This window comes from Peribacillus sp. NPDC096622, from assembly GCF_044762665.1.
Lineage (GTDB): Bacteria > Bacillota > Bacilli > Bacillales > DSM-1321 > Peribacillus > Peribacillus frigoritolerans_B.
In genome coordinates this window covers 44,050-65,933 of the sequence record NZ_JBIWES010000006.1, presented here as the reverse complement: position 1 = coordinate 65,933, position 21,884 = coordinate 44,050, and the positions used below count along the sequence as shown (strand labels likewise).

Here is a 21,884-nt window from a genome sequence, read left to right as displayed (position 1 = left end):
ATAAATACTATCATATGATACTAAAACAATATTTTTTCTAATCTTAATCTTTTTATAAAGTTTTCTAAAGCATCACTTTCATTATTAAATTCTGTAATAGAACCTGTAACCACACTAGCCCTTTCATCTGTTACATATACTACCCATTGATCACCATCAACTCTAATTCCTACCTCATTTTCTCTTTGTGGATGTTCATTAAACCAATTGTATCTTTTTAATTTCTCTTGCTCGATAATTTCTTTTGCTTCCTGTTGTGTCATTTGTTTAATCTCCTTTAATTTAAATAAATAGAAAAATATCTTTTTGAATTGATTACTTAATTTCTTTTAACATCCCTAACCCCTCAAGCCATTCTACAGGTAAAGGAAGTTCATATTGTATTCCACCTCCTGGTGACCCAAAACCTTCTGCAATTCCTCCTTTTTGGGTTATAACTTTGCTGTAATCTCCATTGTAGTACCTTTCAATTTGAGCTTCTACTTTCATCTTTAATTCTCTATCCGTACAATTCATAACATACTCTTTTAATCTTGAAAAATCCCCTATTACTTTGTACTGATGATATTTCGTCGCATCCTCAACATAAGGCAAGGACCTCTGTACATATTCATACGGTTTTCCATCCATAACTGGTGAGGTATATCTACCATTTGGTGGCCCGTACCTATCAATAATTCCCCCTAATTTAGGTATAAATTCTTCTTTTATTGCATTTCCATTCTTATCAAGCACATATCCACCTTGAGGAACTTCTGACCAATTAATTGAACCATCTGCATTCAGTATGCTAGACTCTTTGGGTATCTGGATGTCCTCAGGCCACTTACCAAATGATTCAAATTCGTCAGCATAATTTGTTCCTTTGTATTCATCTATTTTCATGAGATAAGTTTTAAGCTCAACTGAATTGCATGTCGATTTCTTTAATAAGTTTTCTACATGTTTAACCGTATCCTTAGAAATACTCTCCCCAGAAACACCCTCTACTTTGCTATCCTTCACCGTGAATTTCTGATAGGCTTCCTTAATTGTCTGTTTTTCCAGCATAACTTGGCGAAGGGTTCGTCCTCCTGCAAGGGATACTTGTTCCATACTTATCCGTTTAGGGATTTCTTTTGTACCGATTTCTTCACCTATATTTTTTAACGTGTTTTTTCCTGATCTCGCTATATCTGTTATTGTAGCTTGAACCTTCTGAACCTGCTTTTGCGCAAATTCTTTGCTGTAAGGGATGAACTTTGTACCACTCGCTACTTTATCAGCGACCTTGGCGGCACCTGCCACACCGCCGATTCCGAGTGCCATTAACAGCCCGTTCTGGCGCTGTTCCTCGGTTAGCTGGTTGCCGAACATGTCTTTTCCTGTGGCCGCTTCGCCGAGGCCGTTGGCTGCGAGGAGTCCGTATATTCCGTATTCGGTTTTCTGGAGGAGGCTAAAGCCTTTTGTCGTTTTATAGGCATCGAGCGCGTGGTTCGCTGCGTTGAGCCCTTTGGCGGTTTTGTAGATGGCGCTGCCGCCTTTGATGGCCCGGCCGGCCCAGCCGACGACGGGGATGAATCCAGCGGCTGCCATGGCGCCGGCGGCGATTCGTTCAGCATCGGACAGCTTGCGCCCTGTTACTGGATCGACTCCGGTCGAGGCCCTGATTGAATCATAATAACCCGTGAATTCCCCTGTAAAGGTTTTTGTCGTATCCCAGGCTTTTTCGTACCATGGGCGGTTTTCGAGTTCTTCCATTTCCTGTTCGATTTTCCGGGCTTCGGCTTGCTGCTTTTTGAAGGTCTGATAGTCTTTCATCTGACTTGCGACTTCATCCTTCACTTGATAGACGTCACTGCTCTTGAAGGCCGATTGATTGAATGTCATCGGCGAAACGTTTCCATCCTGTTTGGTGGCATCAAGCAAGGCACGGAAGAGGCCAACGGCCACGTTTTCCTGCCCAATGGACACATCATATTCCTCGACCAATTGCCTGTCCACATTCTCGACCTTTGTCACGGTGTCATCCAGTCTATGCCCGGCCAGCGTGATTTTTTCATTAAAGTCCTTTTGGTCGAACATATCAAGAGGCAGAATATCGTCAATGCTGTCGAGGATCCTTTGAAGATCGTTCGCTTGTTGATCGACAAGCGACTTCGCTTGGTTGATGCCGTTTGAGACTTCGCCATCTAAAAAGGGAACTTCGACCACCGTATTTCCGGAGAGGTCCGCCTCTTCCAGACTGGCCGGAATGCCTTCCAAAAAACTGATCTGGGTCGTGAATAGTTCCATCCAGGCGTCCGCCACCTCAATTTGCGCTTCATAGAAGCTTTTGATAGCGGTAGCACCGGCTCCCTGAAACTCGTTATCCAGGCCGACAATGCCCTGAAATTCCTTTTTCAGGGCTGAGACTTCCTTCTTTAGTTCTTCATATTGCTTGGCACGCGACTTGGTTGCGGCCGTCAATGTCTCGGCTTCATATATTTTCATCGCGTAGGATACCCATGTGAAGACGCATGGGCGATGGCTTCATCCTGTTCTTTTAATAAGTCAATGTTGGCACGGGTATCTTCCACATTTTTCTGGACGATTTTGATATATTGTTCAAAGACCTTCTCCAGGTTCGTTTCCCGGTCGATCCATTTCGAAGTGAATTCCAATTTATTGTTGCCAAGCTCGCCTGCCGGCAAATTTCCAAGCGTGACTGTACCAAGTGCCGTCTTCACCTGATCGACTTGTTTCGTTACGGCAGGATGATTCAGTTTGATCGTCGTCATTAAAACAACCACCCTTTTAAATATGATATTTTGCTTTCCAATTGATCTATGACGGCTTCCCCTTTACCTAAAAGAACATCCGCCTCATGTGCTATGGTTCCTGCTGCACTCAGAGCCTTTTTTTCTATATTAAGCATCATGATTTTACCGTCGATTTTCTCTTGATAGTCGTCATAATCATCATGAATGATCGTTGACATTGCCTTATATGCATCACTGCGGGCATCTTGAAAGTCTTCTGCACGGTTTCCCGTCCAGCTTTTTGCCAAATCCGGATTTTTAATTTTAGCAATTTCCCCCAGACAAGCATTCTGTTCGTCTTTGATTTGTCTTTTTGCCTGCTCCAAACGATTGATTTTTTCATTCACATCGGACATTTTGCTGGAGAGGGCTGAGTGAATTTCACTCAATGAATTTGCATACACTTAAAAAATCACCTCAAACATACTATTCTCATTATGTAGACTGTCATATTTTTCATAATTTTTATTATAAGGATTATAGTCTTAGAGTTAAATAGGGATAAATAAGCTATTTATGCCACCGATTTAGGGAATCCTTCCCATAGGCATCAATTCCGAATTAGACTTATTACCCCTTCTTTTCCATTTTTAAACATAAAAAGAGGGTGCAGGCTGCACCCTCTAAATATTTACTGCATTATCTGAATTCCTTTTCATTAAATAAATGCGGTACTTTCACCTTTTTCCCTTTATTATGATTGAGATCAGGTTTTTTAGTTTCGATTTTAGCTTGGTCATAGACGGCGGTGCCGACAATTTCAGCTACATCTTGAAGCTTTTCTTTTGAGATTTTATCAATGGTATCATCAGGTGTATGATACCAAGGTTCTGTAGGACTGTGGATGAATAACGCAGCGGGTATTCCTGCCTCAGCAAAGGATACATGGTCACTTCTCCCGCCTTGTCCATATGGAGTCGGCTCGCCATTCAGTCTTGTACTTGATGCCTGGGCCAGCTCGGTTACAAGGTTCATTTCTCCATCATTAGTCAAAATGACCAAATCCCCGGCATCCCTGCTTCCCACCATATCCAGATTGAAATTAGCAATGGTCCGCTTGATATCATCATCAGGAAGATTGCTCACATAATGCTGTGAACCCAACAATCCATTTTCCTCTGCCCCAAAGGTGACGAAGCGAATTTCCGTATCTGTAGGAAGATTCTTCAGAACACGTGCAAGTTCAAGGGTGACGGATGTTCCTGATGCATCATCATTCGCTCCGGGTGCCCCCGCGACGGAATCATGATGTCCAGTAATATAAATGATATCGCTCTTTTTTGCTTTATTGTTCTTTGTTGCTTTTTTAGTTGAAACTACGTTATAAGAGGTTTTTTCTCCGGAATGGGCTCCTTCGATTTTTAATGATGCTGTCAATTTGACTCCAGCATTCAATTTTTCCAAAAGGGCTTCTCCATCCTTCTTGGTGATCGTGACGGATGGAATATACTTGTCATTATCCTCTCCGAGTGTCCCGTTTAATTCCCCATCTGCATTATTGAATAGGATGACTCCCGATGCCCCTTTTTCCGCTGCATTCAATACTTTCTCTGCAAAAGTGAGGCTCCCTCTTTGTATTAGGGCAATCTTCCCTGCAACATCGGTTTCCTCAAGCTCTTCCTTCGTTCCTAAACCGGCATATACCACTTCACCGGATAGGTCCCCATTAACTGAATAGGTTAAATGGTTCGCTTGGATTTCCCCATCAAATCCAGCAACGGACAGCTCGACCAGATTTGGGTCTGTATAAGATAAAAATTTGAACTCTTCAATATCGGCTTTATAGCCATAAGATTGAAATTGCTTTTTGATGAATTGGACGGCTTTATACTCAGAATCCGTACCAGCCACCCGAGGTGTTTGTGAGAGGTATTCAATATTCTTGTAGATTTTATCGGCATCGATTCTTTTAATGACTTGCTTGTCCGTGGATGGTGCAGATAGCACCGGCGATGAATGTGGCGCTGCTAAAGCGGTGGTTGTCCCGGCTGTCCCGAGTGTCAATGCTGCGATCAAGGTTACAGATAGAAATTGTTTTTTCATAGATTGCCTCCCAGTTTAATAGATTTCTCCATAATTTTACAATATATAGATAATACTAACTAGGTAGGTTTATCCCTATTCATGCATGTCTAAAGTAACGAATTTACAAATTAAAGAAGTTATCGGGAGTTTTGACTCATGCCGAAAGTTCTCTATCAATCGATATTTTGTCATATTATATAAAAATACCTGGAAACCAAACAGGATTTTCGCTCTTTTTCGGGAAAATAATACAGAAGAGATAGAATTTTCACAGGGAGAAGGCGCAAAGATGTCGATAACTAAATTCGTGATGCCGGAAGTGATTTTTGGAAAAGGTTCGATTGAACAAGCTGGCGAGGCCTGCTTGCGGCTGGGCGCCAAAAAGGCGCTGATAGTAAGCGACTCAGGGGTGGCCAATGCCGGCTGGTTAGATATAGTCATTAAATCCTGCCAAGATGCAGGCCTTGCTTTTGCTACCTTCATTGAAATGACGACCAATCCGAAGGACAGGGAGATCGAAGCCGGCTGTTTGGCATTTAAAGAACAAGAATGTGATGCCATCATCGGTTTGGGCGGAGGCAGTGCTTTGGATGTCGCCAAAGGGGTTGCCCTTTTAGTAACGAATGGCGGCATCATCAGTGATTATGAAGGTGTTGATAAAGTCCACTCTCCCCTCCCGCCCATGGTGATGATCATGACCACGGCAGGATCGGGTTCGGAAGTATCACAGTTTTCGGTGATCGTCGATTCATTCCGCGAGAAAAAAATGACGATCATTTCAAAATCACTCGTCCCCGATATTGCAATAGTCGACCCTGGTACCTTGACCACCTTGGGACCGGATTTGACCGCAGCTACGGGAATGGATGTTTTGACCCACGCCATTGAATCCTATGTTTCACTCGCGGCCACACCAATGACAGATGTACAAGCTAAAAACGCGCTTTTCATCGTTTCCCGCCACTTACGCCCCTCTGTTGCCTCCAGGCATAATGAGGAAGCAAAAAAAGCGATGGCGATGGCGAGCCTGCAGGCTGGACTGGCTTTTTCCAATGCCATTTTGGGAGCTGCCCATGCCATTTCACATGCCATAGGCGGCAAGTACCTCCTTCCGCATGGTGAAATCAATGCGATACTCCTTCCCCATGTCATGGATTTCAATCGAATTGCTTCACCAAGGCGATTCAGCGAGATTGCAGGCATCATGGGCATCGATACACGGGCATTGACCGAGCAGCAAGCAGGAATGGCAGCCATTCACTTCGTAAGGGAATTATCCCAGGATATAGGGGCTCCCAAGAGTTTAAGTGATGTCGGCATTACGAAAGAAATGATAGATTCGATAGGGATGACCGCTCTTGAGGATGCCTGCATGATCACAAACCCTCGTGATATGTCATTGGAACAGATTAATCAGCTGCTTCTTACAGCCCTTTAAGAGGTGAAAAGCATGAACAAACTTGAAATGATAGATTTAATGACAGGCGTTAAATCTTCAAAGAAAACGTATTATACGGAACTTAAGAAAACCGTGGATCAGCTGAAGAAGAAGAATATGCAGCTTGAAATCATGAATGACATCACAAAAAATATGAATATGGACATCGACATCCAAGAGATTCTCCGAAATGTAATTGCAAAACTTAAGCAGCTCATTACCTTCGATGACAGTCATTTTGTCATATTGTATGAGGAAGAACCTGCCCTGCTTCACATCTGCCCTAATGGTCACTGCGAACTTGAAATGGATTCCAAAAACTTGTTACACCCTTTTCAGGACTTCTCATCCGCCCTGAAAGAAAAGCAGCCGATTCAGGTGGAAGTTAACCAGTTACCGGACTTCCCGGAAAAGGAACGTCTATTATCCCTTGAGATCGAATCACTTCTATTAGTCCCTTTATACGGAAAAAGTAAAAAAATCGGAATTTGGACTTTCGGCAGGAAGAAAAAGAAAACATGGCATGAAGATGAACTCGAATTTCTTGAGCAACTATCCAACCAGCTTGCGTTAACTTTGGAGAATGCCCAGCTTTATAAGGAAGTTCTTCATTCCAAACAGGAGTGGGAGGATACATTCAAGGCAGTTGAAGATATGATCATCGTCTTCGATCACAAAGGAACGGTTTATCAATCCAATGATTCAGCCAGGGACTTTCCCGAGCTGGTTCCTTTAATTGAAAAATCGCAAAATCTGATTACAGATACCTTTTCATTTAATAAGCCAGGGTTTCAGGAAATTCTCCTTCAGCATGATACCATCTTGGAAATGCATGCTTACCCGATTCAGAATAAGGAGCAACAAGTATATGGGGTCATTGCTTATTATAAAAATGTCACCGAAAGAAGACAGATGGAAGTCCAGCTATTGCATGCCGGTAAACTTGGGGCGATTGGTGAAATGGCAGCAGGGATTGCCCATGAATTGAATAGCCCATTAACGGCCATTCTAGGTAACTCGCAAATTTTAATGCGGAAAACCCCTCAGGACAATCTGGATTATATGCTATTGAACGATATCAGGATTTGCGGGGACCGATGCAGGCAAATAGTTAAAAGCCTGCTTACCTTCTCAAGGCAGGATGAGTATAGATTCCACTATTACTCTATTAACGAAGCCATTCACCAGGTCCTGAACCTTTTGAAGTTCCAGCTTGGGAAGAAGCAGATCTCCCTCCATCTTACCCTTCAGGAAGACCTTCCTTACATAAAGGGCAGCCAGCCGCAGATAGAACAGATCATCATCAACTTGCTATTGAATGCCAAGGACGCATTGGATGAGTCCGCCCAAACGGAAAAATCGATTGCAATCACTACCTATTCAGAAAACAAGTTCATGGTGGTTCAGGTGACTGATAACGGAACGGGGATTGAAAAAGAACGCCTGCCCTTCATATTCCATCCCTTCCATACGACTAAAGACCGTGAAAAAGGTACAGGCTTGGGGCTGTCTGTAAGCCTTGGCATTGCCAAAGACCATGGCGGAAAGATCGACGTTTTGAGCACACCAGGACAAGGAAGCACTTTTTTCCTGAGGCTTCCCTTACAAGCAGAAGAGGAAAGGGGACGATAAGGTGGTTCATTTACTTGTGGTAGACGATGAGAAAGAGGTTGGGACTTTTCTATCCCGCCTTTTTACGATGAAAGGTTATCTCGTACAAGTTGTGAATAGCGGGAAGGATTTTCATGAAATCGATTGGAATCAGCAGCGATTTGATGTCGCGATGATAGACCTGAAGCTTCCGGATTGTGATGGACTTTCCCTCCTGCAGCATCTAAAACAACTGCAGCCGCGTTGCAAGATACTGATCATGACCGGATACAGCACCGTCAAGACCGCTGTTGATGCAATGAAACTTGGCGCGAGTGATTACATGGAAAAACCCTTTGTGGATATTGAAGTACTGGAAAGACAGATTGACAACCTATTGAATGAAAATGAAGCTTTGAATCAGCATTTCATCCATAAGCTAGCCGAGGATTCAGGACTCATTGTCGGTGAAAGTCCTTTAATGAAGAATTTGATTGAAACGGCTTTCAAGGTTGCCCAAAAATCCGTCAATGTATTAATCGAAGGAGAAACCGGAAGCGGAAAAGAAGTGCTTTCCCGCTTCATCCATATAGCCAGCCCCCGAAACCATGAACCTTTTATCGGCATCAATTGTGGAGCGATCTCTGAATCCCTGCTTGAAAGCGAATTATTCGGTCATGAAAAGGGGGCTTTCACCGGAGCGACCCAGCTGCGAAAAGGGTTTTTCGAAATTGCCGGGAACGGGACGCTTTTCCTTGATGAAATTGCGGATGCAAGTCCGGCCATTCAAGTCAAATTGCTTCGGGTTTTGGAAACGCGGGAATTCATGAGGGTTGGCAGCAGCGGGACATTACGGACGAACGCCCGGTTAGTGGCGGCCTCCAATGAAAACCTGCAGCAGGCAGTGGACAAAAATAAATTCCGGGAAGACCTATTTTACCGACTGAACGTCGTGACTCTGGATATCCCGCCATTAAGGAACCGAAAAGAAGATATTCCCTTGCTTGTCCGTCACTTGATCGAGAGAAATGGTCATGGAGATATCTCATTTTCCAATGAAGCCATTGAAAAACTACAGCAATACAACTGGCCAGGCAACATACGCGAACTATCTAATGTGGTCATGCGCACGCTAACTCTTGCAGACCATAAGTCGGTAATAACCGCCAATGATATCTCTCTATCCAACAGCCAGATCACCCCTGACAAAAACTTGTCCCCTAATGAGACTCAGTCAACTGAAAACCTTCTTGAAGAATGGCGAAAAAGGCTAGTGGATGACTTTAATGAGAAGGATGAACTGATGCTTGAAGATATACTTACGGAAATCAAACAGCTTCAATCGACAATTGGAAAGGAGCTTGTCATGCAGGCACTGCAAAAAACCTACGGCAACCGGAATGAAGCAGCCAAACGCTTGCAGATATCCATAAGGAAATTACGCTATATATTAAATGAGAAGAACCAGACATAATAAAAAGAGGATGCCCCGTTCCAGGGCATCCTCATCCATTCCTATTCCAGCGTCAATACGATGCGTCCGTTGATTTCTCCCTTTTCCATCATTGAAAATACATCATTGATTTCATCAAGTTTCCTCGTCTCTATATTCGTTCTGACTTTACCTTCAGCCGCAAATTGAACAGCTTCCTGTAAATCTTTTCTCGTCCCGACGATTGACCCTTTTACAGTTACCCCATTTAACACTGTATCAAAAATTGGGATTGGAAGTTCATCATTCGGCAATCCGACTACGACAAGTGTCCCGCCCCTCTTGACTGAACTGTAAGCCTGTTCGAATGCTTTTTTCGTAACCGCTACAGAAATGGAGGCCTGCACACCGCCAACTTTATCCTTAATGGCCTGTACAGGATCGGTCTTAAGCCCATTAACCGTGTAATCCGCCCCCAATTCCGTTGCCAGATCAAGCTTATCATCTTGAATATCGACAGCAATGACATTAAAGCCCATCGCTTTTGCGTATTGCAAAGCAACATGTCCCAATCCGCCAATTCCATAAATCGCTACCCAATCGCCAGGTTTTGCTTCTGATACCTTAAGCGCCTTATAAGTCGTTACACCTGCACAGAAAATCGGTGATACCTCCGCAAAGTCAAGCCCCTCAGGAACCTTCACCACATATTTGGCAGGTGCTTTACAATATTCCGCATACCCGCCGTCCACGGAATATCCTGCATTCAATTGATCCAAGCAAAGCGTTTCCCTGCCGGTCAGACAGTATTCACAATCGCCGCAGGCCGAATAAAGCCAAGGGATCCCAACACGGTCACCCACTTTCAAGGAAGTTACTCCTTCCGCCACCGTTTCTATAATGCCCACACCCTCATGTCCGGGGATAAGCGGAAGTTTCGGTTTTACCGGCCAATCACCATGTACCGCATGCAAATCGGTATGACACACGCCACAGGCTTTAATTTTCACTAATATCTCACCATATTCCAAGTCTGGGATCGGAACTTCTTTTATCTCAAGTTTTTGGTTAAATTCATTGACGACGGCCGCTTTCATTGTCTTGACCTGTTGTTTTGCATTTACAGTGCTTGCCCCTTGTTTTACATTCATGATTCATATTCCTCCCTTAATCTAGTGGATATTAATTCTTGCTACTCTTATACAAGATGCAAGTGCCATGCCACTGCAAAAAGGCCAAGACGACAGCATTCACTAATAAAAGTGCCGAAAAATCGGCCCATTTGGACGAATTAACGGCTCAAGTTGGACGAAATCCGGTTTGTATATTGCAGAAAAAATGGTTCACCCTATAAATAGGAGGTATCAAAAACATGGACCAATTTGAAGAAGCCTATGAATCATATAAACAGCAGGGAACACCGCAAGCAAACCAACTTGATTCAGCAGGAAAAGAAGAAATCATCGCCGTAAGGAAAAATGAAGAGGACAATATTATCGCCATCAAGACGAACTCCGGCCGCGAACTCGACTACCCGACAGCCCTTGCGGAAGCAAAGGCGGGCAACCTGGCCAACGTTGACGTCTTTCATAAATATGGACGTGACATATTGCGGAGTGAGCCCGATGGGATAAAGGAAAATAACCTGGATCAACTGCCGGAGTTTTGAGTTTTTCGGGGAAACTGCCTGATATGGGCAGTTTTTTTTCTGTCTGGATGCGCTAAAAAAAAGAACCAGCATGATTAGCCGGATCTTATTTTTCATAGTGATAGGATTCAGAGATTTCGAGCAGTCGGCCGCAGGACTCGACAACCTCGATGATTTCCATCCATGACATGTCCAGACCCAGTTCATTAGCATGGGAAATCTTATCCCGTAATTTCCGGATGGCATTCGCATCCTTCTTCCCTTTACTTTTCGAAGGGATTTGGAAGAAGTGCCTCAATTCTTTATCTTTATGTATAATATCGAATTTATCACTGATTTGCAGGCACTCTATTATATTGATATCCTCATTTTTATCAATTCTCCTTCTATATAATTCGGTTGCCTTTTCTAAACGGTCTTCACTGATCATTGGATACCAGCTGCCATCACCGAATCTATCCAGGATGATATCGCTCATCCTCATTTCCAATAAGGTAATATATCCGAATATCAGCATCCTGATCGGAGGCTTTTGAAGGTCGGCATGAGTAATCAACTTTTTAATTGAATTATTCTCTAATACGAACACCCTTGTTTTATTCTTGAAGATATGGAGAAGCTGGATCAAAGGGGTTGAATCCGAAACCATTTCCCTTGGTGAAAAGTTTCTTAAATATTCAGAAATGATCCCTTCACCTAGTTCTTCCCTCTCGATATACCCGATGATTTCCCCCTGATCTTGCACTGCCAATATATCAAAATTCTTTTTTTCCATTGCTTTCTGGATATCCAGCGCCAAATCGTTTTTATGGCAAAACTCAAGCTCCTGGGCAATGCTCTTAACCGTTATATTTTCTTCATAAAGAGTTTTAAGACTGAGATAGCTGCTATTGCTTTTTCTTTGGCTTCCATTTAACATCTTTAAACCTCCGCTCAGGAACACTTTCTTCACGATGCATGCGATCGCCACTAAAATAGAGTCCACACTAGTGGACTCCATTCCATTCAGTGAATCTTTATGGAACTATTCATCAGATGACATCAGCTGCATTGCCTACCGCCGTTTCCTCATTCGCCTTTTCTTCCCAACCCTTACAAACATCGACCCATTCCTTCGCACCTGAATATTCAAATAATTCAGCGAGTGTAAGTTCTATTGCAGAGTTCGTACTGCCGCATGCCGGGAACAATGACTCAAAGCGCTTCATCGATACATCAAGAAAAACAGCTAAATCGTTTGCCAGCCCAAACGGGCAAACTCCTCCGATTGCATGGCCGGTCTGTGCAAGCACTTCTTCAGGTGAAAGCATTCGTGCCTTGAAACCGAACGCCTGACGAAATTTCTTATTATCCACTTTCGCGTCCCCAGCGGCAACAACCAAAATTGCATGTTCACCTTCCCCTTTAAAGGAAAGAGTCTTGGCAATCCGCGCTGGGATTACACCGATGGTTTCCGCTGCCTCAATCACCGTAGCACTCGATGTTTCGAACTCCTTTACGTCGCCTTCCCGATTCCATTGCTTAAAATGGCTTTTGACACTCTCGATCGACAATTATATTCACTCCTTTAAAGTACATATTGAAATAATATCATCCTTCATTGCAATAAATCAAAATCCTATTGTGCGACTTCTTCCGCTTGGAAACTTATAATTTAAAACCATTCTTTACAAATTGACGAAACAAGCTTACATGGGATACTATTAATCATCGGGTAAACGCCTGCACGTGGTTCGTAACCATCCCACGATAAAAAACTAGGGAGAGAGTAAAATGAATGTTCGTACACTCGTGATAAACGGGTTATTGGCTGCCCTGTATGTGGCGGTCTCATTGGTGTTTAAACCAATAGCTTTTGAGATGTTCCAATTTCGTGTCCCGGAAATGTTGAATCATCTGATTGTATTCAATAAAAAGTATATCTACGGTATCGTTGGCGGGGTCTTCATTTCGAATCTGCTCTTTTCACCGATGGTGCCATATGATTTGATTTTTGGGGTGGGGCAATCCCTGCTCGCCTTATTGCTTGTCATCTTCGTTTCTCGTTTCATTAAAAGCATTCAAGGACGGATGATCGCCACGATTATCTTTTTCACGTTCACAATGTTTTTAATTGCAATTGAACTGAACCTTGCCTTTGGCTTGCCATTCTGGCTAAGCTGGATGACTACGGCTGTCGGTGAGTTCGTTGTCCTCCTGATTGGCGCGCCAATCATTTATGCAATGAACAAAAGAATTCAGTTTGAAAAGTGGCTTTAAAGGAATCTTCGCGTCGTTAACCCACTATAATGGAAAAGAGCTGTCTGCATGATGCGGCAGCTCTTTTTTTTCACCAATGAACTCGAAAATGATAAACTATTAGTATGAATGGTGGTGGCCCATTGAAAAAAGTCCTGACCATAATTGGTCTACTGATAATCGCAGTATTTATTTACTCTAATGCAGAGTTGTTCACTTTGGTTTGGAAAAGTGATTTGGATTCTGTTATTGGTATATTGAAGGAAAACCTTTGGCTTACATTTATTGTGACATTCGTATTGATGTTTGTACAAAATTCTTTTACAATCATACCCTTAATTTTGCTCCTGACCATCAATGTCACGATATTCGGATTCATATATGGCTATCTATGGAGTTGGTTTACAAGTGTTGTTGCCTCAGGATTCATTTTTTATGCAGCAAGAAACTGGTTTCAAGAGCTTCTCTTAAAGAGGATTGGAGAAAAATGGCAAAAAGTTGCTGTGGAGCATGGCTTCATGTACGTTTTTACAGGCAGGATTTTCCCGCTTATCCCAACAAGCTTAATTAACTTGGCAGCTGGAGTCAGCACCGTCACTTTCAAGGACTTTTTATTAGCGACGGCACTTGGCAACCTTATATACTTTTTCTTCCTATCGCTGATTCCCTATGGACTGCTATCTGTTGAAATGAACCAATATACGCTAGCTGCTCTCGCACTCCTCTTTTTACTATTCTTCATTATCTATAAGCGTGCAAAAAAGAAGAAGAAACTAACCTTATTCAGAAAAAACAGGTGACCACATTGGCCCCTGTTTTTTTATTTAGGATTCTGCATATATTTTTTACCGATAGTTTGTTAAAATGTGTATGTAATTTTACCTTTGAAATGTCTTAAAATCAGGGAGAATCTCCATGTCCAAACGCTCCATCTTAGCAATATATATCCTATCCGGGATTCTTACATTAGTCGTATTCGACTATTTTTTAATTACAAATATCCATAATAAAGAGGTCTTCATTCAACTCCAAAGGGCTGAAGGCATCGTTTTCCTTTTATCAATAGGCTTTATCTTATATCTTTATTTAGCTAAAAAGGAAGAATTCAAACGATTAAAAGAAGCGGAACAACGTCGGCGCACACTCATCAATTCAATGGTGGATTTCGTTAACTTCAAGGATGGGGATGGCCGATGGCTTGAATCCAATACCTTCGGGCTGCAATTATTTCAATTGGAGCATGTAGATTATAAGGGAAAAAGAGACAGTGAGCTCGCAGAATACTCCGAATTTTATAAAGAGTCTTTGATCTACTGTGAAGATTCCGATGAAGAAACGTGGGTAAAGGGGGAAATTACAAGGTGTGAGGAAATCATCCCTCTTCCCGATGGCAATCACAAGACTTTTGATACAATTAAAGTTCCCCTGTTCAATGAAGATGGTTCACGTAAAGGCTTAGTCGTCATTGGCAGGGATATATCTGAAAGAGTTGTCGCGGAGAATCAATTATTCGATAGCGAACAACGCTATAAATCATTGTTTGAACACAACCCTTATCCGATGCTGATGCTTGATTTAAATGGAATGATCACGACCGTGAATCCAAGGTTTGAAACGGTAACAGGCTTTCAACAGGAAGAAATACATGGCGCCTCATTCATTAATTTGAACTTTTCAGCAGAAGACGCGGAATTGATCCGTACATCATGCCAATATGTCATGGAAAACCAAAAGGGGATCAAAAAAGGGAAGGATATAGAATTCCTGACGAAGTACGGGAAGTCCATCTTACTTTCTTGTACGTTTGTCCCAATGATGGTTGGCGAGGATTTAGTCGGTATCATTACTTATGCTAAAGAAGTCACTCAAATTCGAGAAACCGAAGCACGCTTAAGAAGAACCGAAAAATTATCGATAGTCGGCGAACTTGCCGCAAGTGTAGCCCACGAAGTACGAAATCCGCTGACTTCTTTAAAGGGTTTCGTCCAGCTGCTTAAAAAGAGCGACCATCCCTATGAACAATACTATACGATCATGTTAAGTGAATTGGACCGGATCAATCTTATTGTAAGCGAGTTACTCGTTCTGGCAAAACCACAGGAACTTCCATTCAGCAAACATCAAATCATCGACCTGATGAATGATGTCAAAACCTTGTTAAAACCTGAGGCGGACTCGTACCCCACCCAAATATCAATATCTGTCAAAAATGAAATACCGCTTCTATTATGTGAGGGAAACCAATTAAAACAAGTTTTCATAAATATGCTCAAGAATTCCATGGAGGCATCCGCCGATCACATTTGGATTGATTTCGAACGTATGAACAATAACCTTTCCATCACCATCAAAGATAATGGAAGCGGAATAGAAAAAAACCGCTTAAAGCATCTTGGAGAGCCTTTCTATTCTTCAAAAGAAAAAGGAACCGGATTAGGATTGACAGTCAGTTGCCGAATCATTGAGGCGCATCGGGGAAAGGTCCGCTTTAACAGTGAACTAAACCAAGGAACCGAGGTCCAAATCATTTTGCCCATCTAAATATGAATTTCGAGGACAAGCCTAAACCTTGTCCTTTTTTTGCAGGATTCAAAACCATCCTATTTAAACAGGGAGGTGAAGAAATCCTTTATATTCCTAAAGAATGACACGGTCTCAACCTGTTGTTTCCCATTAACCTGGCCACCTGTATCATTGGATGTTTCGCTATCCGCCTTGCCAGCTGTACTCGTTTGCTTTGCCTCAACTTCCACTTCTTTTGTTTTGACATCATCCACGGTTTCTTCCACATCCATTTCAACATCCATATCCTTTTCGAAAACAAGGACGTAAGTACGACGCTCCCCATCCTTTGAAACGGTAACGGAAATAGCCGTTTTCGCTTTATCCTTGATTTTCACTTTTTCACTGCTCTTACCGTCGTATTCAATCGTTGCTCCGCTGGCATTTGTCGCTGCATTCATTTCGACTGAAGAAATATCATTATCGACCTTGATATGATAGGTATGCTCATTAGATTCAAAAGATTTGTTCCATACTCCGGATGATAACGTCAGACCGTTCAACACTGGTGCATCATTGCCTTCCTCGCTTAAAGAATCTGCTGACGTAACTTTCTCAACAGAATCCGTTTTCACTTTTTGTGTTGAAATACTTTCAATTTGCTGTGCTTTCGGTGCTTGGCTGACACCACCGCCTGATTTTTGATTATTGGAGGATCCTGCTGATGCTAAAGATGATTTATTCCCCTTATCTGAGGAAGGTTGGGCTTTACTCGTTCCTGTTGAGGGCTCCTTTTGAACTTCACCCTCTTTAGGAACAGCTTTCGATTCAGTTTCCTTTGCTGCGGCCCGTGTAATCGTGAGTGTATATATTTTTTCATCTCCATTTTCTGCTGTAACGATTATCTTCACCGTTGTCTTACCGACTGGAAGGGCAACCTTCACACCTGCACTGGTTGCATCCTTTCCATTCACCTTTACAATTGCCTTACTGTCACTCAATGTCGGAGTTACCTTAACGGACTGGACTTCATTTTCAACTGAAGCATGATAAGCTGTCACTTTAGAATCGAATGTTAATGAGCCTTTTGATAATCCAATCGATGTTAAATGGTTATCATCACTTTCATGTTTTTCGACCTTGAGAGTATAGGCAACGGTTTCATTTTCCCCATCGCTGACGGTGATTTCGAACGTATTCATCCCAGTTTGAAGAGTTAAATCCTTCACTTTACCATCTGTCATTTTAATACCATTCACGTAAATAACTGCATTCTCGTTAGGGCTCGCTGCAAGCAAGGTGATCTTTTCCACATCATTCCCCACTGCTGAACTATAGTTGTGTACATCATCTGAAAATTTTTGATCCAGTGCTATACCCTCTATTTCTAACTTTGAAAGACTATTCACCGTTTGTGCTTCTTCCAGAATGATAGAAGTGCCTTCCGCAGCTTCTGCCGCTGACATATAAGTGGATGTTCCCATCCCCACAAGGGAACCAACCAAAATCACCTTCACACTTTTTTCTTTTAATCCCATCTTTATCAAAACCTATTCCCCCTATATTTCCTTAAACATGATAGGAACAGATTAATAAAGGAACCTTAATTATTTCTTAATGGAGTTTATACCAACAGGAGGATGCCTATTTGGTAAACAACTTTGTGCAAAGTGGAATCCCTACCCCTTATTTATGGCTATACTGGAGCGGAAGGCAAATCTAAACCTAGCGAACCTCTTAAACTGCCTTTAGATAACTAAATTATTTTCACTGTTTTTTCACATTTTCCTTTTATAATGGGCTTACATAATCTGATGAAAGGACGATGGCACACCAAGATGAAAAAATATTTATGGCTGGTAGTCAGCCTATTCAGTTTGCTTTTATACCCGGCAATGGCTTCCGGTCATGCTACAGTAATCAGCTCTAATCCTAGCCCGAATGAAGCGATGGATACTCTTCCTGAAAAGATCAGCATTCAATTCAGCGAGAATATTCAACCAGCTTTTCATTCGCTTGAGGTATTCAGCCAAGATGGAGACAAAATCCACACTCAAGACAGTACAATCTCGCAACAAAGTGAAAAAGTACTGGAAGCTAAGTGGAAGGGCGCTATCGATGAAGGGATTTACTATATTAAATGGAGAGTGGTTTCGAGTGATGGCCATCCCATTGAAGGAACAATTCCCTTTCAATTCGGAGATTCGGCGGGCCTATCCGATCAAAAAAATTCCGAGGTGAATGCAAGTTTTCCGAATTCCATCAACGTTATACTGCAAAGTCTTCAATACATATGCTTCGCTGCCCTTACCGGAATCCTTTTTTTCAGATTATCGTTAATGAAGGATTCTCGTCTTTTTGAAGCCAGCAGAAGAACCCGTCTATACCTTTGGCTTTCATATGCAGGTTTAGCATTTTCCATCTTCTGCAGTCTGCCTTTAAAAGTTACGATCGATGCTGGCGTAGGTTGGACCGATGCATTTAAAGTAAGTTATATAAAGGAAGTATTGAATGCTACAAACTTTGGAACGGTCTGGATCATAGAAATTCTAATATTGCTCCTTCTATTTTTAGTAATTTATTTCATGCTCGAGAACTCCTTGAATAAATCACTGCCTATCATTTCTTTCATCATAATTGCCAGCTTGATGATTTGTAAGGCTTTCACTGGACATACAGCAACCGTTCCTAATCAGGTTCTGGCCGTTTTGATGGATTTCCTTCATTTATTGTCCATGGCTTTGTGGCTCGGCGGCCTTATGGCCTTATTGGTAATTTTGCCTGGGCTTGCAGATCGGCAGGCAGTCCAAGAAGACAAGAAAACATTTTACTGGTCGATCATTCAAAGGTTTTCCAAATGGGCATTTCTGTTTGTAATCATACTGATCATTAGCGGGATATATAGCAGTTTACAGCATGTACCAACTATCCATTCAATGTTTAACACAACATATGGCCAATTGTTACTAGCGAAAATCGGTCTCATGTTGATCATGATCGTTTTAGGAGGCTTTCATTTTCTCAGTGGGAAAAAGCAAACGAAAAAACTTGGTTATAGTGTGGGAATGGAGTTTGGTTTAGGAATCGCCATACTTCTCGTTGCAGCTTTATTGACAAATGTCCAAACTGCCATGTCTTCTCCCGGTCCCATTGAAAAAACGTTACGGACTGAACAAAATAACGAGATTACATTAATGGTGACTCCCAATGAAGTCGGGGATAACCTGATTCAAGTAAATCTATCCAATGAAGGCAAGCCAATTGCTGAAATAGAGCAGCTTACAATCACTATGCAGCCATTGGATACGCCACGCGGTGAAATAAAGCTGCAGATGAAGGAGAAAAACACAGGTACATTTACATCAAAGTCTATATTAACCATGCCAGGAAAGTGGAAGATCCATGTTCACGGATTAACTGAAAGCCTGGAATCAATCAATGCTGATTTTATAATTTTCATAGGGAATTGATAACAGGAGGGATTTATACAAATGAAAAATTTTTCAAAGCTACTTATTTTCACATTTGCTGCATTATTCATTTTTTCCGGTTCAGCATATGCTCACGTTACAGTCAAGCCTAGTTCATCTGCACCTGAAGCGTGGGAAACTTATACAATTAAAGTACCCGTAGAAAAGGAAACTGCCACTACAAAGGTGACTATAAAAGTACCTGAAGGGGTTACTTTTGAAAGCTATCAGCCTGTACCGGGATGGAAAGTAACGACAGAAGGTGACAAAGATGGGCATGTAAAAACGGTAACTTGGGCAGCAACTGATGAAGGGATAGCTGCTGGACAGTTCCAGCAATTCTCTTTCGTAGCACAAAATCCTAAAGAAGAAACGAAAGTTGCCTGGGATGCATTTCAATATTACGAAGATGGTGAAATTGTTGAATGGAGCGGGGAAGAAGGCTCAGACCTACCGCATTCTGTAACGGAAATTACGGTAGCGCCCAAGGCTGATGCAGAACCTGCGGACCATGGTCACGAAGATGAAGGTGACACTAATGATTCCACGACTACTAACAATTTAAAGGATACAGCAACAACAGAAGATGGTAGCAATCAAACGCTGATCATCACCCTTGCTGTCATCTCACTAATTCTTTCCATTGTAGCGCTTTTTGCAGCTCTAAGGAAAACTAAAAAATGACCGTCATGGAAGGTGCCCCAAAAATTTCTTGGGGCACCTTTTTTCTCTTCTAATATTCCATGACCACTGATTTACTCGGTAACTTAAGATTTTCTGATTCTATTGTAATCTTAATCGATTTTTCAGCTCTTTGTTCCGTAATCGTTAAGTTAAGCAGTCCATTTCCCTGTGCTTTTTTGCTTATTCCCAGATCTTCCGTACTTTTCACCAGCTGTGCATATAATTCCGCTTCAGTTAAATTGCGATCAAATTCCTTTTCAGCAATCACTTTCAAGAGAGCTGCCGCACCGCTTACATGAGGAGTAGCCATTGACGTTCCGCTCAACCTGGCATATTTATTTCCTGGATACGTAGAGAGAATATCAACCCCTGGAGCCACCAAGTCAATTTCATCATTCGTATTTGAAAAATCCGCTAAATTTCTGCTTAAATCCACAGCTCCCACTTCCACTACCTCGGGATATGCTCCTGGATAATCCAATTCATCCGTTTCATGACGCCCATCACCGCTATTTCCAGCTGCACAAACAACAAGGATATCGTTCTGAAGGGCCCTTTGAATGAGTTTGTGTTCAGTCTCATCCGGAGGTCCGCCAAGTGAAAGTGAAATAACCGAAACCTTTTCTTCATTAGGTCCCCGCCAATTGATTGCATACTCTAGAGCCCCATTAATCCAATCTATGTCGCCTTGTCCTTGACCATTTAGGGCCTTCAACGCTAATATGCTTGCTTTCGGAGCCACTCCCACTACACCAGCATTATTAATGGCAGCCACAACCGTACCGCTAACATGTGTCCCATGTCCGTTATCATCTTGATAATCCCCGGTATTAGTAAAATCCTTCCCGCCAATGATTCTTTCCTTGAGGTCTGGATGCCCTTTGTCAATGCCTGTATCAATGACGGCAACTACCACGCCCTCACCATGATTGCTTTTTTCCCAAATTGCCGGTGCTTTCACAAGCTCGACACCCTCAGGAACCTTCTCTTTCACCGTTTCCATTACTTCAAGAACTTTGTAAGGTATTAATCTTTTTTCCCTTGTCATTTGATTACCCCTTCCTTCGTTCAAAAGTTAAACTGCCATCAGTGTAAGGATTTTTATCCCGTCTGGTTGCCGTCTACCGTTGAAAGAGATGAGATCAAAAAACTCTTCTCTCTTATATATACCAGATTTATGAAAATAAAAAAGAAGTTTTCGGAAAATTCCGTCTAAATGACTACTTTTTATTTCTTTTTGAGTAATTATCTGGTACTCTTATTATAGAACAAACGTTCGTTTAATGCCACGTTTTTTTCATTCATTACTCATTTTTTTTCCAAGCATGCGCTTTTCCAATAAAAAAAGAAGCGACCCCGAATCGAGTCAGCTTCCAAGATGTTATGCTGCACCGCAGCATTTTTTATATTTTTTCCCGCTTCCGCATGGACAAGGTTCATTTCTGCCAATGACGGGTTCTGTATGAACATGCGGCATTTTAGCTGCCTTTGCACTTTCCACGATAATTTGCGTGCCTTTTTCCTTCATTTGCTGATACCGCTGTTTAAATAACTCCATTACATCTTTACTGTACTTCAGCGTATCTTCCGCGATATCCATCGCCTTTTGCTTCGAAATATTATAATCCTCCAGGACAAATTGATTATCCCCGAAAGAAACCCTTACTCCAAAATGCTGTCCCGCCTGTTTATTTCCCTTGCGCTCCTCAACGAATTCAAGGTATACTTCCTGGCAATCACAAGTCTGATGCATGCAATAGTAATCATAAATCCAATACGATTTATCTTCGTATTTACTCTTTAAAGCAATGCCATCCTCAACGCCAAATACATCCAAATATTTTATCGCTTTTCCATCGAGTATCTCAAATGGATCAATCGTTCTCATCTATAGACACATCCTAATTCATCAAAATTTATTCTTCTTTTGTATTGTACAACCTAATTCATCAATCGTCACTTGAAACGAAGCCTGACAAAGCCAAATCCCTATCAGTAAAAGGAGACTCAAGGAAGCCTTATCAAGGCAATAAAAAAAGCTGCATCAGTGTCTATAAACTGATGCAGCCCCCTCAAT

Annotated in this window: 19 protein-coding genes, 1 pseudogene and 1 riboswitch; of the genes and pseudogenes, 9 read left to right on the top strand and 11 right to left on the bottom strand. The window is 42.1% G+C overall.

Going from position 1 to position 21,884, the window contains the following annotated elements; all coding sequences use genetic code 11:
* Positions 1–20 precede the first annotated feature (20 nt).
* The 5 genes from ACIQYG_RS13015 to ACIQYG_RS12995 all read right to left on the bottom strand — a co-directional run bounded on the left by ACIQYG_RS13015 (position 21) and on the right by ACIQYG_RS12995 (position 4,823).
* Positions 21–263 carry an Imm59 family immunity protein gene (locus ACIQYG_RS13015; protein WP_252279664.1) on the bottom strand — a complete coding sequence of 81 codons (243 nt, stop codon included), beginning with the start codon at positions 261–263 and terminating at the stop codon, positions 21–23.
* A 52-nt stretch (positions 264–315) separates the two neighbouring features.
* The gene (locus ACIQYG_RS13010) at positions 316–2,472 is read right to left on the bottom strand and encodes a T7SS effector LXG polymorphic toxin (RefSeq protein WP_402838600.1); all 2,157 of its coding nucleotides are present in this window, start codon (positions 2,470–2,472) and stop codon (positions 316–318) included.
* Positions 2,469–2,759 carry a YwqI/YxiC family protein gene (locus ACIQYG_RS13005; protein WP_098373749.1) on the bottom strand — a complete coding sequence of 97 codons (291 nt, stop codon included), beginning with the start codon at positions 2,757–2,759 and terminating at the stop codon, positions 2,469–2,471. The genes ACIQYG_RS13010 and ACIQYG_RS13005 overlap by 4 nt, the downstream gene beginning before the upstream one ends.
* Positions 2,759–3,184 (bottom strand): DUF5082 domain-containing protein, encoded by a 426-nt coding sequence (locus tag ACIQYG_RS13000; RefSeq protein WP_260398000.1) that lies wholly within the window; start codon positions 3,182–3,184, stop codon positions 2,759–2,761. The genes ACIQYG_RS13005 and ACIQYG_RS13000 overlap by 1 nt, the downstream gene beginning before the upstream one ends.
* 235 nt (positions 3,185–3,419) lie before the next feature.
* Positions 3,420–4,823 carry a M28 family peptidase gene (locus tag ACIQYG_RS12995; RefSeq protein ID WP_402838597.1) on the bottom strand — a complete coding sequence of 468 codons (1,404 nt, stop codon included), beginning with the start codon at positions 4,821–4,823 and terminating at the stop codon, positions 3,420–3,422.
* A gap of 271 nt (positions 4,824–5,094) precedes the next feature.
* Here ACIQYG_RS12995 and ACIQYG_RS12990 point away from each other — a divergent pair, with 271 nt between their 5' ends.
* From ACIQYG_RS12990 to ACIQYG_RS12980, 3 genes are read left to right on the top strand one after another with little or no spacing between them, the layout of a single operon-like run.
* Positions 5,095–6,243, top strand: coding sequence for an iron-containing alcohol dehydrogenase (locus ACIQYG_RS12990; RefSeq protein WP_402838595.1), 1,149 nt, complete (start codon positions 5,095–5,097; stop codon positions 6,241–6,243).
* A gap of 12 nt (positions 6,244–6,255) precedes the next feature.
* A complete protein-coding gene (locus ACIQYG_RS12985; RefSeq protein WP_402838594.1) occupies positions 6,256–7,875 on the top strand; it encodes a GAF domain-containing sensor histidine kinase in 1,620 nt (539 codons plus the stop codon).
* Between the two features lies 1 nt (position 7,876).
* Entirely contained in the window at positions 7,877–9,307 is a 1,431-nt protein-coding gene (locus tag ACIQYG_RS12980) for a sigma-54-dependent transcriptional regulator (RefSeq protein ID WP_402838592.1), read from the top strand.
* A 41-nt stretch (positions 9,308–9,348) separates the two neighbouring features.
* Here ACIQYG_RS12980 and adhP read toward each other — a convergent pair whose 3' ends face one another.
* Complete coding sequence (adhP, locus tag ACIQYG_RS12975) at positions 9,349–10,362, bottom strand: alcohol dehydrogenase AdhP (RefSeq protein WP_402838921.1); 1,014 nt, start codon at positions 10,360–10,362, stop codon at positions 9,349–9,351.
* Positions 10,363–10,637: 275 nt separating this feature from the next.
* Between adhP and ACIQYG_RS12970 the strand changes: the two genes are divergently transcribed.
* Complete coding sequence (locus ACIQYG_RS12970; protein WP_402838590.1) at positions 10,638–10,934, top strand: DUF3892 domain-containing protein; 297 nt, start codon at positions 10,638–10,640, stop codon at positions 10,932–10,934.
* Between the two features lie 85 nt (positions 10,935–11,019).
* Here the strand turns inward: ACIQYG_RS12970 and ACIQYG_RS12965 are convergent, their stop codons facing one another.
* Both ACIQYG_RS12965 and ACIQYG_RS12960 read right to left on the bottom strand, forming a co-directional pair.
* Entirely contained in the window at positions 11,020–11,898 is an 879-nt protein-coding gene (locus tag ACIQYG_RS12965; protein WP_402838588.1) for a hypothetical protein, read from the bottom strand.
* A 46-nt stretch (positions 11,899–11,944) separates the two neighbouring features.
* Positions 11,945–12,466, bottom strand: a complete 522-nt coding sequence (locus ACIQYG_RS12960; protein ID WP_402838586.1) for a YbaK/EbsC family protein — start codon at positions 12,464–12,466, stop codon at positions 11,945–11,947.
* A 169-nt stretch (positions 12,467–12,635) separates the two neighbouring features.
* Positions 12,636–12,680, top strand: a riboswitch (PreQ1 riboswitch).
* Between the two features lie 6 nt (positions 12,681–12,686).
* Here ACIQYG_RS12960 and ACIQYG_RS12955 point away from each other — a divergent pair.
* The 3 genes from ACIQYG_RS12955 (at position 12,687) to ACIQYG_RS12945 (ending at position 15,692) form a co-directional block, all read left to right on the top strand.
* Positions 12,687–13,172 carry a QueT transporter family protein gene (locus tag ACIQYG_RS12955; RefSeq protein WP_402838584.1) on the top strand — a complete coding sequence of 162 codons (486 nt, stop codon included), beginning with the start codon at positions 12,687–12,689 and terminating at the stop codon, positions 13,170–13,172.
* 122 nt (positions 13,173–13,294) lie between these two features.
* The gene (locus ACIQYG_RS12950) at positions 13,295–13,951 is read left to right on the top strand and encodes a TVP38/TMEM64 family protein (protein WP_402838582.1); all 657 of its coding nucleotides are present in this window, start codon (positions 13,295–13,297) and stop codon (positions 13,949–13,951) included.
* Positions 13,952–14,066: 115 nt separating this feature from the next.
* Entirely contained in the window at positions 14,067–15,692 is a 1,626-nt protein-coding gene (locus tag ACIQYG_RS12945) for a PAS domain S-box protein (RefSeq protein WP_402838580.1), read from the top strand.
* 59 nt (positions 15,693–15,751) lie between these two features.
* On the opposite strand, the gene ACIQYG_RS12940 is transcribed toward ACIQYG_RS12945, so the two are convergent.
* Positions 15,752–17,191: a cadherin-like beta sandwich domain-containing protein gene (locus tag ACIQYG_RS12940; protein ID WP_402838919.1), complete on the bottom strand. Its 1,440-nt coding sequence runs from the start codon at positions 17,189–17,191 to the stop codon at positions 15,752–15,754.
* 300 nt (positions 17,192–17,491) lie between these two features.
* Here ACIQYG_RS12940 and ACIQYG_RS12935 point away from each other — a divergent pair, with 300 nt between their 5' ends.
* Positions 17,492–19,123 (top strand): copper resistance CopC/CopD family protein, encoded by a 1,632-nt coding sequence (locus ACIQYG_RS12935; protein ID WP_402838578.1) that lies wholly within the window; start codon positions 17,492–17,494, stop codon positions 19,121–19,123.
* Positions 19,124–19,144: 21 nt separating this feature from the next.
* Positions 19,145–19,807, top strand: coding sequence for a YcnI family copper-binding membrane protein (locus tag ACIQYG_RS12930; protein ID WP_402838576.1), 663 nt, complete (start codon positions 19,145–19,147; stop codon positions 19,805–19,807).
* Positions 19,808–19,856: 49 nt separating this feature from the next.
* On the opposite strand, the gene ACIQYG_RS12925 is transcribed toward ACIQYG_RS12930, so the two are convergent.
* Together ACIQYG_RS12925 and ACIQYG_RS26970 are read right to left on the bottom strand one after the other, a co-directional pair.
* Positions 19,857–20,855 carry a S8 family peptidase gene (locus tag ACIQYG_RS12925; protein WP_402838574.1) on the bottom strand — a complete coding sequence of 333 codons (999 nt, stop codon included), beginning with the start codon at positions 20,853–20,855 and terminating at the stop codon, positions 19,857–19,859.
* A 333-nt stretch (positions 20,856–21,188) separates the two neighbouring features.
* A pseudogene (locus ACIQYG_RS26970) lies at positions 21,189–21,266 on the bottom strand (SEC-C metal-binding domain-containing protein); the annotation flags it as partial.
* Between the last annotated feature and the right edge of the window lie 618 nt (positions 21,267–21,884).